The organism is Synechococcus sp. W55.2 (assembly GCF_047461635.1).
GTDB lineage: Bacteria > Cyanobacteriota > Cyanobacteriia > Thermostichales > Thermostichaceae > Thermostichus.
This window is the reverse complement of record NZ_JANSHM010000069.1, coordinates 1-15209: the sequence shown is the minus strand read 5'-3', so window position 1 is coordinate 15209 and position 15209 is coordinate 1. Positions and strand designations below refer to the sequence as shown.

12 protein-coding genes and 1 pseudogene are annotated in these 15209 nt (G+C 59.0%); 11 read left to right on the top strand and 2 right to left on the bottom strand.

What is annotated here, in order from left to right:
* Window positions 1-78, bottom strand: a 78-nt coding sequence (locus tag NW828_RS11845; protein ID WP_414381514.1) for a helix-turn-helix domain-containing protein, incomplete at its 3' end; no start/stop codon positions are given.
* Window positions 79-225: 147 nt separating this feature from the next.
* Complete coding sequence (locus NW828_RS11840) at window positions 226-1347, bottom strand: PP2C family protein-serine/threonine phosphatase (RefSeq protein WP_414384082.1); 1122 nt, start codon at window positions 1345-1347, stop codon at window positions 226-228.
* A gap of 442 nt (window positions 1348-1789) precedes the next feature.
* Here NW828_RS11840 and NW828_RS11835 point away from each other — a divergent pair, with 442 nt between their 5' ends.
* The 11 genes and pseudogenes from NW828_RS11835 to NW828_RS11785 form a co-directional block, all read left to right on the top strand.
* Window positions 1790-3544: a hypothetical protein gene (locus NW828_RS11835; RefSeq protein WP_414384080.1), complete on the top strand. Its 1755-nt coding sequence runs from the start codon at window positions 1790-1792 to the stop codon at window positions 3542-3544.
* A gap of 92 nt (window positions 3545-3636) precedes the next feature.
* A complete protein-coding gene (locus tag NW828_RS11830; RefSeq protein ID WP_414384079.1) occupies window positions 3637-4677 on the top strand; it encodes an NADP(H)-dependent aldo-keto reductase in 1041 nt (346 codons plus the stop codon).
* Window positions 4678-4849: 172 nt separating this feature from the next.
* Entirely contained in the window at window positions 4850-6460 is a 1611-nt protein-coding gene (locus NW828_RS11825; RefSeq protein ID WP_414384077.1) for an S-layer homology domain-containing protein, read from the top strand.
* 130 nt (window positions 6461-6590) lie between these two features.
* A complete protein-coding gene (locus NW828_RS11820; RefSeq protein WP_414384075.1) occupies window positions 6591-7529 on the top strand; it encodes a hypothetical protein in 939 nt (312 codons plus the stop codon).
* A 66-nt stretch (window positions 7530-7595) separates the two neighbouring features.
* The gene (locus NW828_RS11815; RefSeq protein WP_011434466.1) at window positions 7596-8816 is read left to right on the top strand and encodes a DUF445 domain-containing protein; all 1221 of its coding nucleotides are present in this window, start codon (window positions 7596-7598) and stop codon (window positions 8814-8816) included.
* A 40-nt stretch (window positions 8817-8856) separates the two neighbouring features.
* Entirely contained in the window at window positions 8857-10518 is a 1662-nt protein-coding gene (locus NW828_RS11810) for a bifunctional metallophosphatase/5'-nucleotidase (protein ID WP_414384073.1), read from the top strand.
* Window positions 10519-10674: 156 nt separating this feature from the next.
* On the top strand, window positions 10675-11412 hold the full coding sequence (gene grpE, locus NW828_RS11805) for a nucleotide exchange factor GrpE (protein ID WP_414384071.1): 738 nt from the start codon (window positions 10675-10677) through the stop codon (window positions 11410-11412).
* A 179-nt stretch (window positions 11413-11591) separates the two neighbouring features.
* A complete protein-coding gene (dnaK, locus tag NW828_RS11800) occupies window positions 11592-13400 on the top strand; it encodes a molecular chaperone DnaK (protein ID WP_414329166.1) in 1809 nt (602 codons plus the stop codon).
* Between the two features lie 130 nt (window positions 13401-13530).
* On the top strand, window positions 13531-14715 hold the full coding sequence (gene dnaJ / locus NW828_RS11795; RefSeq protein ID WP_414384069.1) for a molecular chaperone DnaJ: 1185 nt from the start codon (window positions 13531-13533) through the stop codon (window positions 14713-14715).
* The gene (locus NW828_RS11790) at window positions 14712-14981 is read left to right on the top strand and encodes a sulfurtransferase TusA family protein (RefSeq protein WP_414329168.1); all 270 of its coding nucleotides are present in this window, start codon (window positions 14712-14714) and stop codon (window positions 14979-14981) included. Before dnaJ ends, NW828_RS11790 begins: the two co-directional genes overlap by 4 nt.
* Window positions 14978-15209, top strand: a pseudogene (locus tag NW828_RS11785) (ribosome small subunit-dependent GTPase A); the annotation flags it as partial. The gene NW828_RS11790 and the pseudogene NW828_RS11785, both read left to right, overlap by 4 nt.

Below are 15209 nucleotides of genomic sequence, written 5' to 3'. Positions count from 1 at the left end.
GCCAGCAAAGCGGCGCATCTGCCGTTCCTGCTGGCTGTTGGGCAGCAATTCGTACTTGAAGGCTTGAAGTCGTTGCATCGCTCAATCGTATTCTTGGCCTATGCGTGATGACAACGATATAGGCTACGGTTCGCGCTATCCTTCCCTGCCCTGAAGGACGGGGCTTGCCGCGCCTTTTGGTCAGGGGATCGCCTCAAAGCAGCTTGCAATAGCCATAACTCACCTCTAACCAAAGCTGATCCGGAGCAGGGAGAAATCATCCTCAAAGTCCGTCCGCCCCTGAAAGGATTGGGCCTGATGGATCACCTGATCCAAACTATTGCCAGCGCCCTTGCTCAGCAGGGCTATCAAATTGTCCAGCCCCCAGATTTCTCTCTGGGGGTTTATGACTTCGTAAACTCCATCACTGAACAGGTAGAGATGGCTGTTCTCGGGGATCCGCACCTGATCCCTTTGAAAAGTGAGGTCGGGCAAAATGCCAATGGGCAAGTTGGCAGTCTTCAGCAGGAGCGAATCCTGACCCTGGATGAGCAGGGCAGGTGGGTGGCCGGCACTGGCAAAAGAGAGCAGACGGGATCCCGGCTGGTAAACCCCGTACCAAAGGGTGAAGTACATCTCATGGTGGGATCCCATTTGAAAAGAGTGGTTGAGGGCACGCAAGACCGCGTCCGGCTGGCGGGGATCGGCATCGGCCAAGCCTTGAGTGCGCAACTGGTTCATCACCGACACCGACAACAGAGCGGATCCCACCCCATGCCCCGACACATCCAGCAGATAGATGGCCAGGTGTTCCTCATCCAGCCAATGATAGTTAAACGAATCTCCCCCCAATTCCTGGGAGGGCAAAAAGCGCCACTCGAGAGCCACTTTGCAGTCGGGGAAATAGGCTGGCTCCGGCAGGAGGGAACGCACATAGCTGGCCGCCTCGGCCAATTCTGCCCGTAACCTGGCCGTTTGCTGCTGCAGGTCATAGCTGAGCTGGTGCAAGCGTAATCCGGCTCGCACACGTGCCCGCAACTCATTGGGGTCGATGGGCTTGCTTAGAAACTCATCTGCTCCGGCATCCAGGCCCTGGATGCGGTCTTCGACCTCGGTGCGAGCGGTGAGCAAAATAAAAAACGTCGTGGAAAACTTGGGATCGGCTTTGATGCGTCGGCAAACCTCCAGCCCATCCATGTCCGGCATCATCCAGTCACAGATGATCAGCCCCGGCACCAGCAGGTGGGCTTGCTCCAGTCCCTCGGAACCGTTGCTGGCCATCTCCACGGTGTAGCCCTGTCGTTCCAGGGATCGCTTCAACACCAGCCGAATCGTCGGATCGTCGTCGACAATCAAAATGGTCGTCATGACCGCTGCACCCCAATCCCAAAGTCAAAACGCATTCAAACCCAACTCCAGCCCGATATCCCATACCGATAGGCAGATCTTTCATCCTAGCTTAGGGGTTGCAGCAGGAAAACCGGCTCGGCAAGCAGTTCACGACAACGGGGAAGGCCTCAACAGCTTCATCCATCGGAGCTGAAGGTGCGTATCGATTTGTGGATCCTCAAAACCGTGGTTGCACGCTACCCAAAAGCTAACCGTTTCCAGATACTGGTGGCGGGAGACAATTCGAGGCAGATTCTGGGCAGATTCTTCTTGAGAGACTTTCATTGGATACAGAGATACAGATCACACTCATCCATCCTTCGCCGACTTAGAGTGAACGTTAAGATTCAATAGCCTTTACCGCATGAGCACATCTCCCCCATCCTTATCCCCTTCCGCCATTCAGGATTCGCGGGCGAGCTTGCCTCCGGGACCTAGCGAAGCTCACAGGGGAGAAATTCGGCTGGAGGACTTGGACGAGAAGCAATTGTTGGCCTCCCTATCGTCGGTGGTGTTAAACCCGGCAGCTTGGAGTTGCTTCAGCGTCAGTGAAACCAGCCGCCTGCTACGCCCCCTGCAAATCTGCCCTGACTTGACGGGAACTCTTGTTCTCTCCCCAGGGGCCACTGCCGAAGTGGTCTATAAGTTCCTGCTGAGCGATGGTCGGATCGGAACCATGAAGGGGCTGATCTCCATCGAAGACTTCCGCAGCGAGCGGCTGCGCTCCGTTTACGATCAGCTTCACATCGAAAAGATTATACCGGCCTTCACCGAGTCGGTTGTGGTGCAAATCATCGACCATTTGAAACCGATTTTTGCCCGTGACTTGGATGAGCTGCTTTGGCAAGAAAGTTTTTACTTTACCCCTCAAGATCTGCGCCAGCAGGAGTTCTTGTTGCGCGGCCTACGGCCCGAGGCGATCCCACGCAGCTTTCGGCCTCACCTGCAAAGGGTCTACACCCAGATTATGAAGGTGTGTCGCAGCTTGCCCAACATCGCCTTCCAACTGTGTCTGCGAGCCTACCTGGAGTACAACGAGGTCAAGAACAGGCATCTGCTGGCGCTTCTGCTCAGCAAGTATTTTTACACGCTCTACCGCATCGGCGGGCTGGACGGTTGGGAAAGTGGGGATCCGGTGGAGCTGGGATCCCTGCGCTCCTCCAATCGGCAGGCTCGACTCCAGGCTCTTGCTCGCCTTCTAACCCTGGACAACGACAGCGACGCTCCCCTGGTGGGCATTGGGGGCAGCGGGCTGGGGGGCAGCTATTTCAGCGGGGAACGGGAGCCTACTGGTGTTGAGATGGTGAGCTCGGAGGAGATTGAAAAGCTGCGGCAAGATGTGGAGGTTGCCCGCTGTCAGATCGCCGAGGCCCAGCAGTTGGTAACTCAATATCAGGAGGAGAAAAAACAGGAACTGCTCACCCGCCTTCAGGATCCGGGAAAGTTTCTCCTCTTCAGCATTCATCAGTTTTTTGACACCCTCTTCGGAACCCTGCCCGGGGAGGTGAAAAGCGAGTACGGGGCAGTTTGGGTGCCGCGCACCTCCTACTTGGATGAGAAGGAGCGAGATGAGCTGACAGAGCATTTGCGCCTGATCACCAGCGAGGCCTATTTGGTCAGCGTTCCCTCTGCCGAGGCCACCCTCATTAGCTATTGGCGAGTTTTGGCCGATTCCTTCTACAACCAATGGGTTTTGAATCAGTACAAGCAGTTGCAAAGCTATGGAGTGGATCTGGAGCAACAGGGCATCCAGATTCTGGAACGAGAACGATTCCTGGATGAGGTTCAGTTGCGCTTTGCCGCCCGCCACCGAGAAATCGTCACCCAAAATGTGGAGAAGATCACCCAAATTGTGGTGGATAGCCTGGCCAAGCGGGTGGCCCTCAACACCGGCCAGCAAAGTTTTCAGGCTATGCGGGCCAAGTTGACCACCGTTTTGGATATGGACATTTCCCGCAAAGACGTGGGGGAAGTCAAGCGGCTGATCGACTACTTTACGGATGTGTTTTTGGGCAAGCGGGAGGAGCTGCGCTCCCCCTATCCGGTGGGCACGATTTTGCAAGTCAAGGCGGCCATTGAGGCTCGCCCCCCCGATAGCCGCACCCGCATTGGTCTGGAAATTTTGGGTCAGCTCTACCGCGAGTACGTTCCTCTGCTGGGATCCGCACCGAGGTAGGAGGGGGGCAGAGCGGCGGATCCCGTAGGCCGACAGGTTTTGGGCACAATGGGGACTGGCGCGCTGTCTAGGGTTGGAGACGGAGATTCCCCATGCGCTACCGCCAGCTTGGCCACAGCCCTTTGCAAGTTTCCGAGATCTGCCTGGGCACCATGACCTTTGGGCAGCAGAATACTTTGTCTGAGGCTTTCGAACAGCTCGACTACGCGGTGGAGCACGGGATCAACTTCATCGATACCGCCGAGATGTACCCGGTGCCGGCGCGGGCGGAAACCCAGGGATCCACCGAGCGCTACATCGGCGAGTGGCTACAACACCAACCGCGGCATCGCCTGATCCTGGCCACCAAGATCACCGGCCCCGGTCGGCCCTGGCATTGGATTCGCAACGGATCCCTGTCCATTACCCGCGACAACCTCAGGCAGGCGGTGGCCGGCAGCCTCAAGCGCCTGAAGACCGACTACATCGACCTCTACCAGATCCACTGGCCGGATCGCTATGTGCCTCTGTTTGGGGGCGCTGCCTACGATCCCAGCCAGGAGCGGCCCACCGTTCCCATTGCCGAGCAGTTGCAGGCTCTGGCGGAATTGGTGCAAGAGGGTCTCATTCGCTACATCGGCCTGAGCAACGAAACCCCTTGGGGGGTGAGCAAGTTCTGCCAGGTGGCCGAGCAACTGGGGTTGCCCAAGGTGGTCTCGATTCAGAATGCCTACAGCCTCATCAACCGCACGTTTGAAATGGGCCTGGCGGAAGTCTGCCGCCACGAGCAGGTGGGCTTGCTGGCCTACAGCCCGCTCGGATTTGGGCTGCTGACGGGCAAATATCTGGGGGGGGTGAAGCCGCCGGGATCCCGTTTGGCCTTGTTTGAAGGCTTTGGCCAGCGGTACCGCAAGCCGAATGTGGAAGAAGCGGTGGCCGCCTATGTGCAAATTGCCCGCCGGCACGGTCTGACACCGGCCCAGTTGGCTTTGGCCTTTGTGCGCAGCCGCTGGTTTGTCACCAGCACCATCATTGGGGCCACCAGCCTGACCCAACTCAAAGAGAACCTCAGTTGCCTGGATGTGGAGCTGTCCCCGCAGATCCTGGCGGAGATCGAAGCGGTTCACCAGCGCTACCCCAATCCTGCCCCTTAAGAGGTTGGCGAAACCGACGGCCAAATAGAACTTTTCGGAAGGTTTCCTCGTCTGGATGTGCGGTTTGGATATCCTCTCCAACTCTTCTGTCCGGCCAGTTTCTATGGCCTCTCCCAGCCAAGAGTGGGGATCCGAGACCTGAATCCTGTACCAAGAACCTGAGGTGTGAACGATGCGTAAGCTTTCCCTTTGGCAGGGTTGGAAGACTGCGGCTTTGGTGATCAGTTGCAGCAGCTTGGCCTGGCTTGGGGATCCCGCTTGGGCCCAACTTTCCGATATCAGCACCTATTGGGGTGCCCAGTACATTGCCGGGTTGAATGAACGGCAGATCATCGGCGGCTTCCCGGATGGCACCTTTCGTCCCAATGAATCCATCACCCGTGCCCAATTTGCCGTTATTGTCACCAAGGCTTTTGGCCTAGATACCAACGTTCCTGTGCGCTCCTTTGCCGATCCGATTCCCAGTTGGGCGGCTCCCTCCATCGGCGCGGCGGCAGCGGCAGGGTTTGTTTCCGGCTTTCCGGACGGCACCTTTCGCCCCAACGATGTGCTCACCCGTGCGCAGGCCATCACTGTCCTGACCCGTGCCGCCACCAACGGTAGGCTCATCGAGGATCCCAGTCAAATTGACGCGATCCTGGCCGGGTTTGGCGATGCCAATTTGGTTCCCAACTTTGCCCGCGCCCCCATCGCGACAGCGGTTCAGGAAGGGCTGTTGGTGCTCTACCCCAACCCCACTCAATTGAATGCCCAGGCGGTGGCCACGCGGGGGGAAGTGGCTGCCCTTACCTACCAAGCGCTGGCCAAGGTGGGTCGAGTACCCAATTTGGATCCGCCGGTGGGGGCTGCCATCCCCGGCCCTGGGATCCGTACCGAGCTCCTTGCCCAGGTCACTCCTACGCCCGAACCCCTGGCCACGCCGGACATTCCCATTGAGCCTCTGGTGGAAACGCTGCCCGCCGCTCCAGAGGTGAGAACCTTCTTTGCCCGCGAAGAGCTGGGATCCGTAAACCCAGGGGATACCGTTACCGTGTTTTTGCTGGGATCCCCAGGTGCGCAGGGATCGTTTTCCATCCCCGGCATTGCCTACAACCTGCCACTGCAGGAAACCCGCCCAGGGCAATACGAGGGCAGCTACACCTTCCGCAGCCAAGACCGGGCCTCAGAAGCGCCTGTTTTTGCCCGCTTGGAGCGGGATGGACTGGTAACCCTGGTGCAGCTGCCGGATAAGACCATCACCATCGGGCGGGTTACCGACACCACCTTCCCCACCATCAGCGAACTGGCCCCTCCCAATGGATCCCTAACCGACAACTCTCGCCCCTCCATCTCAGCCCGTTTCCAAGATGACCAAGGAATTGACCTGAATAGCTTTACCTTGCTGGTGAACAATGTGGATGTCACCGCCCAAGCCCAGCTCACCCGCACCGGCTTTACCTACACCCCTGCCGAGCCGCTGCCCACCAATCGGCCGACCTTAATTGCCGTCCAAATTGCCGATACCAGCGGCAACACCACCATCCAGCAGTGGTCTTTCCAGGTGCAGGCCGCCCAGCCCACTCCCACACCGACCCCAACACCAACCCCAACACCAGCAGCGACACCCACACCGACCCCAACGCCGACTCCAGCTCTGACCCCAACGCCAACCCCAACACCGGTAGCTACGCCTACTCCCACACCCACGCCGGAAGCTACACCCACCCTGACTTCAACACCGACCCCCACACCCACTCCGACTCCACAGCCTGGCGGGGAGCCTTCACCTTCTCCTAGCCCCTAGGGAAGAGGGATCCCATCAACGCTTCTTAATAGTGTTTTAAGAGCGATTGAGTCGTCGCTAGGCACTACCCCTAGTGGGCATGAGCTGGTCAGGATGTTAAGCTACTGCCAGTTGTGACCGGATGGGATCCATGAGCTCAACCTTGCAGCCGTTCCTGCATTTGTTGCAGAGGAGTTCCTTTTGGGGGGTGTTGGGTGGGATGTTGATGGCCGCTGCTGTTGCCCCGGTTGCCGCTCAGCAGTTCGAGTTCACCCCTCAGTCGGTACCCCCCAGGGGGGATCCCGTCCCTACCTTGCCCTTGCTGAGTGCTCCGCCCTCCCCCGGCTCTGCCGCCCCACCGGCCCTACCGCCTGTACCTCAGGTGCCGCAAATGCCGCTGGATCCCACGGCTCCGGCCTTGGATCCGATCCCGGTGGTGCCCGTTCAAGCGGCCCCAGGTGGACAACTCCCCCAAGGCGAGGCCTATTCCTATCAACGTCGGCCCGACCTCAGCCCAGGTGGGGATCTCCCTGGAGCCACGCGGGGCGAGCTGCCTGCCGGCACCCGTATTCTCCTCACGGTCTACCGCCCCATCACTTTCCAGCCCTACCAGGCCATTAACGGCCACCTGGAAGTCTCCGAGCCGGTGGTGGATCGCTTTGGCCAGGTGGTGATCCCGGCAGGGAGTGTGGTGTGGGGCACTTTTGAGCCGGTTTACCGAGAACAGAAGTTTCCTGGTCGGGAGTCGGAGAGCGCCGATCCCCAAGAGCGGGTCGTCGGCAGCCGCTTTGTGGCCAACCGCCTCACCATCGGCTCTTCCACTTACTTGGTGAGAGGCCAATCTGCGCCGCTACCAGTCGGGTTGGATCGCAACGCCGATGTCGGCACAACTGTAGCCCGCGGGGCAGGCTATGGGGCAGCAGGTGGGTTGGCCTTGGGGATCCTCACGGGGGGATGGGGCTTTTTGCCGATCTTGGCCGGCAGCTTGGCAGGTGCTGCGGCAGGCAGTACCAATATCGACCGGGTGGTGACGCTACAGCCCAATACGCTGGTGGAGCTGGAGCTGACCGATAGCCTGATCATCCAATAACTGGTCAACGCTCTCTTGCGCTGGGGCAGGTCAGTAGAGTAGAAGAGAGCACCCTCAATTGCTTCCATGGCCTTCTGGATCTACGTTGTGCCCCCGCTGGCCGGGCTGGTGATCGGCTATTTCACCAACGACATTGCCATCAAAATGCTGTTCCGGCCCTACCGCCCCTATCGGGTTTTCGGCTGGCGCATCCCCTTTACCCCCGGCCTGATCCCGCAGAACCAGCCTCGTCTGGCCAAGCAGATCGCCAAGACCATCATGGGATCCCTGCTCACGCCGGAGGAACTGCACAATCTGGCCCGTAAGCTGCTGCAAACCGAGCGCATGCAAGCAGGGATCCGCTGGCTGCTGGGGGTAGCCCTGGATCGGCTGCAAAACCCTGAGCAACAGCAGCAAACTGCTCAGGTGTTGGCGCGCATTTTAGCCGACCTGTTTAACGAGTCGTTGCCCCGCCTGGTGAAGGTGCTTGCCCGCCAAGAAACCTTTTTGGAAGGGCCGATTAACCAACTGTTCGACCAAGTGTTGCTGGAGCTGCGCCTCAGCAGCGAGCAGGCTAAGCAGCTCTCGGAGTGGATCCTGAAGCAGGCGCTGCCCCCAAAGGTGTTGCGGCAGAACTTGGTGGACTTTCTCACCGATCGCAACATCGAATCCCTTGACGAGGAGTTTCGTGAACGAGCGACCGGCTCCTACTGGGTGGTGGCCAACTTGTTCGGCCTGAAAAATGCCCTGTTGCGCCTGCGCACCTATTGTCTAGAAGAGCCGGAAGGGGCAGAAGCCATCTTGGAAGATCTGCTCAAAGACATCAACGCCTCCCGCCGCCTGACCGAGATCCTGCAGAACCTCTCGCTGCAAAACCTGCCGGTTTCCGCCGTGCGTCAGTTGCGCCGTGCCCTCCGCGACGGGATCCAAGATTACCTGCGCAGCCAAGGGCCAGAGGTTATCAAAGGGCTGGGGGAGACCATCGATTGGGAAAAAGTGGCCAGCCTGGTGTTGGGACGCCTGCGCAACTCCAAGGCGTTGATCACCTCCATCGATCAGATCAGCGCCGACCTGGCTTTGGTCTTGGAGCGCTACCTAGAACGGGATCTCGAATCCCTGATGATGCAGGTGATCCCGGTGTTGAACCTGGATCAGGTCATTGCCGATAAAGTCAACGCCACCTCCCCTGCCGACCTGGAGCAGGCCATCCAGCAGATTGTGCGCCAAGAACTCCAGGCCATCGTCAACTTAGGCGGCCTCCTCGGCTTTTTGGTGGGCTGTGTGCAGGTGCTGTTCTTGCTGGGCTGACGAGTTTGGGTTGGGCTTTGACTTTGGCTATGATATGAGAATGCGATTAACAATTCTCCACACTTCGGATCTCCATGCCAATCTACATCCCTGGAACTACTTCACCGGGATCCCTGCGGAGCACGGTTTAGCCAAGCTGGCCACCCTCATCAAGCGCGTGCGAGCAGCCAGTGAGGATCCCGTCCTGCTCATCGACAGCGGCGACACCATTCAGGGATCCCCCTTGGGCACCTACTATGCGCAAGTGGAGCGCGTCTCCCCTCACCCCTTGGCTCATGCTCTCAACGCCTTGGGCTACGACGCCTTTACCCCCGGCAACCACGACTTTAACTTTGGGCTGCAAGTTCTCCAGGATTTTATCGGCGATCTCCGCTGTCCGGTGCTCTGCGCCAACATCCTCCGCCAGAATGGGGATCCCCTCTTCCAGCCCTACCTGATCCGGGAATTGGCCGGGGTTCGCGTCGGCCTGTTGGGGCTGACCACCCCCCGCATCGACACCTGGGAGCGCCCGGACTACATCTTGGGCCTACGCTTTGCCCCCTTGTTGGAGACCGCCCGACACTACCTATCGCTGCTGCGACCTCAGGTGGATGTTTTGATCTTGATCCTGCACAGCGGCCCCAACCAATTGCCCCCCCTGCGCACCCCTGAGCACTGGCACAACCCAGATCGCTCCGGCTGGTGCAGCAACAAAAGCCTGGCAGGGGAAAACGAACTGTTGGCCCTGGCCGAACTGGACGGCATTGACGTCATCCTCTCCGGCCATACCCACCAGACCATTGCCGGTTTGGGGGGATCCCCAGCTCTAGTGGTGCAGCCCGGCTATTGGGGCAGCCACCTCTCCCAGGTATCCCTGGAGCTGGAGCGCCAGGGCAGCCGCTGGCAAATCATCAGCAAAAGCGCACAGCTCCTCTCCGCCGAAGGGATCCCTCCCGATCCCGAACTCTTGGCCTTGACAGAGCCCTATCATCAAGCCACCCTGCGCTACATCCGTCAGCCCATTGGCCAAGCCCGTTCTGCCTATAGCGGCGGTCTGGCAGCCCGTCTGGGGGCCAACCCTCTGGCAGAGCTGCTCCATCAGGCCCAATTGCAAGCAGTGCGGGAGGCGGGATTCCCCGCAGAGCTCTCCCTGGTCAACATCTGCAGCAGCGCCGGCCTGTCGGCAGGCCCCATCTCCCTGCAAGATGCCTACAGCCTCACCGTCTACGACAACACCCTCTGCGTTTTGGAGATCACCGGAGATATTCTGCGGCGCGCCCTGGAACAGACTGCCGGCTATTTTCGCCAGTTGGATCCCAATCACCTTCCCGCCGATCCTGCTGCCGTCGTGGCCCCCGAAGCCCGCGGCTACACCTTCGACCTCTACCACGGCATCGACTACTGCTTCGATCTCACCCGCCCCGTAGGAAAGCGCCTGGTGACCTTACAATTCCGCGGACAGCCGGTGGAACCAGCACAGACCTTTCGCCTGGCCATTAACCACTACCGAGCCGGCGGCGGCGGCGGTTACAGCATGTTCCAAGAAGCCCAAACCCTGTGGATCTCAGCCGATAGCATCCGCGACTTTCTGGTCTACTATATTCACACCCACTCCCCCATTCAACCCATCTACAGCCCCAACTGGCGCCTAATCCCCGACTTGGCCAAGATCTACTTCCCCGATTGCCTGGGCCGGCCACGCGAACATCTGCTGGTCGGCTAGGAAAGAAAAGATATTGACTTCAACTGGCTGAAAGAGAACCCGGTAGAATACGATCAACACAGAGCCTGGTTTGGCTGAGTGCAGCGGCGGTTTTGAAACTGCCAAACTGGGGATATCCGAGTCACTGCTCATTGCTAACACTTGCCGACATCGCCCATGACTGCCGAAGAGAAGCAACCGATGGCCCCAGAAGATACCTATCCTGAACTACAGGAAGAAGAGGTCGACGTAGAGGCAGAGCTGGAGAAGCTGATTTTGGAAGATAGCGAAGCAGAAGCCGGTACCTCCTCCGGAGAAACCGCAGCTGAGCCTTCTCCAGATCCCGGTGAAGCTCTCAAGCAGCTCCAGCACGAGTTGGAAGTTGTCCGCCAGCAACTCAAAGAGAAAGAAGACGCCTACCTGCGCCTCTACGCCGATTTTGAAAACTACCGGCGGCGTACCCAGCGGGAAAAAGAAGAGTTCAGCCAAAAAGAACGGCAGAAATTTGTGCTGGAGATCTTGCCTGTTGTGGACAGCTTTGAGCGGGCTCAGCAGCAGCTGAAGCTGGAAACCGACCGCGAGCGGGAGTTGCACAACAGCTACCAGAGCGTCTACCGCCTGCTGGTGGAATGCCTGAAGAAGATGGGCGTCTCCCGCATGAAATCGGTGGGCCAGCCCTTCGACCCCAACCTGCACGAAGCCATAGCCCGTCAGCCCAGCCCAGACTATCCCGAGGATGTGGTAGCCATCGAATATCAGCCAGGTTACAAGCTGGGGGACTTGGTGATCCGTCATGCCATGGTGGCCGTCTCGGCGGGCAGCCCCAGCTCTGAACCATCCCCCCCAGCCCAAGCCACCATCGAAGCTGGTCCGGAAAACATGCCCGCCTCTCCCCAAAACCCCCAACCTTCCTAGCCGAACTTGCTCACTTGAACCTTGACAAACAGATCCAGAGCAGTCTCAGAAACGCTACAGTAAAGCTACGGAGACGAAAGCAACGTCTGAAGGTTTCTGCGGGATTCTGGGCAGAATGCTTTTAAGATCCGTGGAATTGCGTTCTTGGGTTGAGACTTGGCGCACGGGAAGAGGGGGCTATGGGTAAAGTCATCGGGATTGACCTGGGAACCACCAACAGTTGCGTGGCGGTTTTGGAAGGTGGTCAGCCCGTTGTGATCACCAACGCCGAGGGAGGGCGCACCACCCCCAGCATTGTCGGCTTCGCCAAGAACAACACCCGCCTTGTAGGCCAACTGGCCAAGCGCCAGGCGGTTACCAATGCTGAAAACACCATCTTCAGCATCAAACGCTTCATTGGCCGCACCTTTGCCGAGACCGAAGATGAGCGGAGGCGGGTTCCCTACAAGGTCATCCCCGGTCGAGACAACATGGTGGAAGTGGCGGTGCAAGATCGCGCCTACACTCCGCAGGAGATCTCCGCCATGATCCTGCAAAAGCTGAAGGCCGATGCAGAGGCCTATCTGGGGGAGCCGGTGACCCAAGCCGTGATCACCGTTCCCGCCTATTTTACCGATGCCCAGCGGCAAGCCACCAAAGATGCGGGCACCATTGCCGGCCTGGAGGTGCTGCGCATCATCAACGAGCCGACAGCAGCCGCCCTGGCCTATGGCCTAGACAAACAAGATCAAGACCTACGCATTCTGGTTTTCGATTTGGGTGGCGGCACCTTTGATGTCTCGGTGCTGCAACTGGGCAGCGGCGTGTTTGAGGTGCAAGCGACTGCCGGCAACAACCACCTGGGGGGGGATGATTTCGACCAAAGAATTGTCGATTGGCTCATCCGTCAGTTTTTGGAGACGGAAGGGATCGACCTCTCGCGGGATCGCATGGCCCTGCAGCGGATGCGGGAGGCTGCTGAGAAGGCCAAAATTGAGCTGTCCAGCACCCAGGTTACACTCATTAACCTGCCTTTTATCACCGCCGACGATTCGGGGCCCAAGCACCTGGAAGTGGAGCTGACCCGCGGCAAATTTGAGGAGTTGGTGCGGGATCTGGTGGAGGCCACCGTGGAGCCTACAGAACAGGCGCTGCGGGATGCTGGCCTCTCCCCTGCAGACATCGACCGCGTGCTGCTGGTGGGCGGCTCCACTCGTATTCCCGCTGTCCAGGAGAAAATTCGGCAAATCTTCAAAAAAAACCCAGATCGCTCCGTCAACCCGGACGAGGCGGTGGCCCTTGGCGCTGCCATCCAGGCAGGCGTGGTGGGTGGAGAAGTGAAAGATCTACTGCTGCTGGACGTGATCCCTCTCTCGATTGGGGTGGAAACGCTGGGGGGAGTCTTCACCCGCATCATCGAGCGCAACACCACCATTCCCACCAGTAAAACCCAGATTTTCTCCACTGCCACCGATGGCCAGAGTGTGGTGGAGATTCACGTCCTGCAGGGAGAGCGGGCCATGGCCAAAGACAACAAAACCTTGGGCCGCTTTCAGCTGACCGGGATCCCGCCGGCTCCCCGTGGGGTGCCCCAGATCGAGGTTTCTTTTGACATCGATGCCAACGGGATCTTGAAAGTCTCGGCTCGGGAAAAGGGGACAGGAATCGAGCAGAGCGTCAAGATCACCAACAACGGTGGCTTGAGCAGCAGCGAGATCGAGCGAATGCGTCGGGAAGCGGAGGCTTATGCCGAAGAAGATCAACGCCGGCGGCAGTTGGTGGAAGCCCGCAACCAGTCAGATAGCCTGCTCTACAACTACGACAAAACCCTGCAGGAGCATGGCAATCGCCTCAGCGAAGCTCGAATCCAGCGGGGGGCTCAAGTGGCGGGCACATTGAGGGCATTGCTGGCAAATGATAACGTAGACTTAGCAACTTTACGGAACGCAATGGAAGAACTGCGGGCTGTCCTGCTGGAGATGGGTAGCGAGATCTATGGAGCTCGCTGAGGATTCTAGGCAACTGCTTGCTCTCCCCCAGCTCCGGTGCCTTGTAGGTCTGCTTCGGTTGTGCTGCCTGACAAGTTGCATCTCAAGTGTGTCTGATGTTTTGATCTTTAACCTCTTCTGAAGCGCTTCTATGGCTCGCGACTACTATGAAATCTTGGGGGTTAGCCGCGATAGCTCCAAAGAGGAGATCAAGCGCGCCTATCGACGGTTGGCTCGTAAGTACCACCCGGATGTCAACAAGGAGCCAGGCGCCGAGGAGCGCTTCAAAGAGATCAACCGTGCCTATGAGGTGCTCTCTGATAATGAGCTAAAAGCTCGCTACGATCGCTTTGGAGAAGCGGGTTTGAGTGGAGCTGCTGCGGCAGCAAGTGGATTCCAGGATTTTGCGGGGATGGGTGGCTTTGCCGACATTTTCGAGAGCTTTTTCACCAACTTTGCAGGGGCAGGAGCCAGCTATGCCCGCAGTCGCCAGGGGCCGGTACGGGGCGATGATCTGCGCTTTGACCTAAAACTGGAGTTTCTGGAAGCCATCTTCGGCGGCGAAAAGCAGATTCGCATCAGCCACTTGGAAGTCTGCAACGTCTGTGGAGGCAGCGGGGCTAAGCCCGGTACGGAGGTGAAAACTTGCCCCACCTGCGGGGGCGGTGGTCAGGTGCGGCGGGCAACCCGCACGCCGTTCGGCAACTTTACCCAGGTCTCGGTTTGTCCCACCTGTGGTGGCAGCGGTCAGGTGTTGGAAGAGCCCTGCCACAACTGCAATGGCGAGGGCTTGGCCCAAACCACGAAGAAACTGCGCATTAACATCCCAGCCGGCGTGGATAGTGGCACCCGTTTGCGGGTTTCTGGGGAAGGCGATGCCGGTCGGCGCGGTGGCCCGCCCGGGGATCTCTACGTCTACCTATTCGTGGAGCCGGATCCCGACTTCCAGCGAGATGGCCTGACCATTCTCTCGGAGGTGCGGGTGAGCTATTTGCAGGCCATTTTGGGGGCCAAAGTCTCTGTGCCCACTGTGGACTCGAAAGCCGGCCTGGAGGAAGAGGTGGAGCTGACCATCCCAGCCGGATCCCAGCCGGGTACAGTGCTGACCCTGGAGGGCAAGGGGGTACCTCGCATTGGCAACCCGATGTCTCGGGGCGACCACCAAATCACCTTGGTGGTGGAGATCCCCACCCGCATCAGCTCAGAAGAGCGGGAATTGCTCATGCGCCTGGCTGAGCTGCACGGAGAACGCATCAACAAGCGGGATGGTTTCTTGGGCGGGTTGTTGCGGGGGCTGGCCCAGATGCCTGGCAACCGGGAGCGTGAGGAAGAATGACTGCAGAGGCTGTTTCGTCGGAAGAGGTCAAGTTTATCCTTGACCAGCGCGGGATCCCTTGCCCACTTAACTACGTGCGGGCGAAGCTGCGCCTGGAGCGCATGGCTCCTGGAGAACTGCTGGAGCTATGGCTGGATGCAGGAGAACCCCTGGAGCAGGTGCCCAACAGTCTAGCCATGGCCGGGCATCGGATTGAGGGACAGGCAGCTTCCCCCGAAGGCCATTACATTCTCTGGGTGCGTCGCGGCACACCTGCGTCGCCATGAACCCGGTGAAACCGGAAGGAAAAGATTGTACCGGCTGGGTGCGCGCAGCGCAGGCCAACTTTTATCGCGTGCGGATCGATCCGAGTTTGGCCGCCCTCTTTCCCGAGATCCCGGCTCGGTTTCCGGTTGAAAAGCCCACGCCGGCAGAGATTCTCTGTACCAGTCGGGCCAAGCTGAAAAAAATGGGTCAGCAGGTGATGGCTCTCTCTTATACAAATCTGACGCTGC

What these genes read in the sequence shown, in the direction of transcription:
- dnaK (WP_414329166.1), top strand. Translation starts at nt 11,592, where the DNA reads ATGGGTAAAGTCATCGGGATTGACCTGGGAACCACCAACAGTTGCGTG.
- NW828_RS11820 (WP_414384075.1), top strand. Translation starts at nt 6,591, where the DNA reads ATGAGCTCAACCTTGCAGCCGTTCCTGCATTTGTTGCAGAGGAGTTCC.
- NW828_RS11815 (WP_011434466.1), top strand. Translation starts at nt 7,596, where the DNA reads ATGGCCTTCTGGATCTACGTTGTGCCCCCGCTGGCCGGGCTGGTGATC.
- NW828_RS11830 (WP_414384079.1), top strand. Translation starts at nt 3,637, where the DNA reads ATGCGCTACCGCCAGCTTGGCCACAGCCCTTTGCAAGTTTCCGAGATC.
- NW828_RS11825 (WP_414384077.1), top strand. Translation starts at nt 4,850, where the DNA reads ATGCGTAAGCTTTCCCTTTGGCAGGGTTGGAAGACTGCGGCTTTGGTG.
- dnaJ (WP_414384069.1), top strand. Translation starts at nt 13,531, where the DNA reads ATGGCTCGCGACTACTATGAAATCTTGGGGGTTAGCCGCGATAGCTCC.
- NW828_RS11840 (WP_414384082.1), bottom strand. Translation starts at nt 1,347, where the DNA reads ATGACGACCATTTTGATTGTCGACGACGATCCGACGATTCGGCTGGTG.
- grpE (WP_414384071.1), top strand. Translation starts at nt 10,675, where the DNA reads ATGACTGCCGAAGAGAAGCAACCGATGGCCCCAGAAGATACCTATCCT.
- NW828_RS11790 (WP_414329168.1), top strand. Translation starts at nt 14,712, where the DNA reads ATGACTGCAGAGGCTGTTTCGTCGGAAGAGGTCAAGTTTATCCTTGAC.
- NW828_RS11810 (WP_414384073.1), top strand. Translation starts at nt 8,857, where the DNA reads ATGCGATTAACAATTCTCCACACTTCGGATCTCCATGCCAATCTACAT.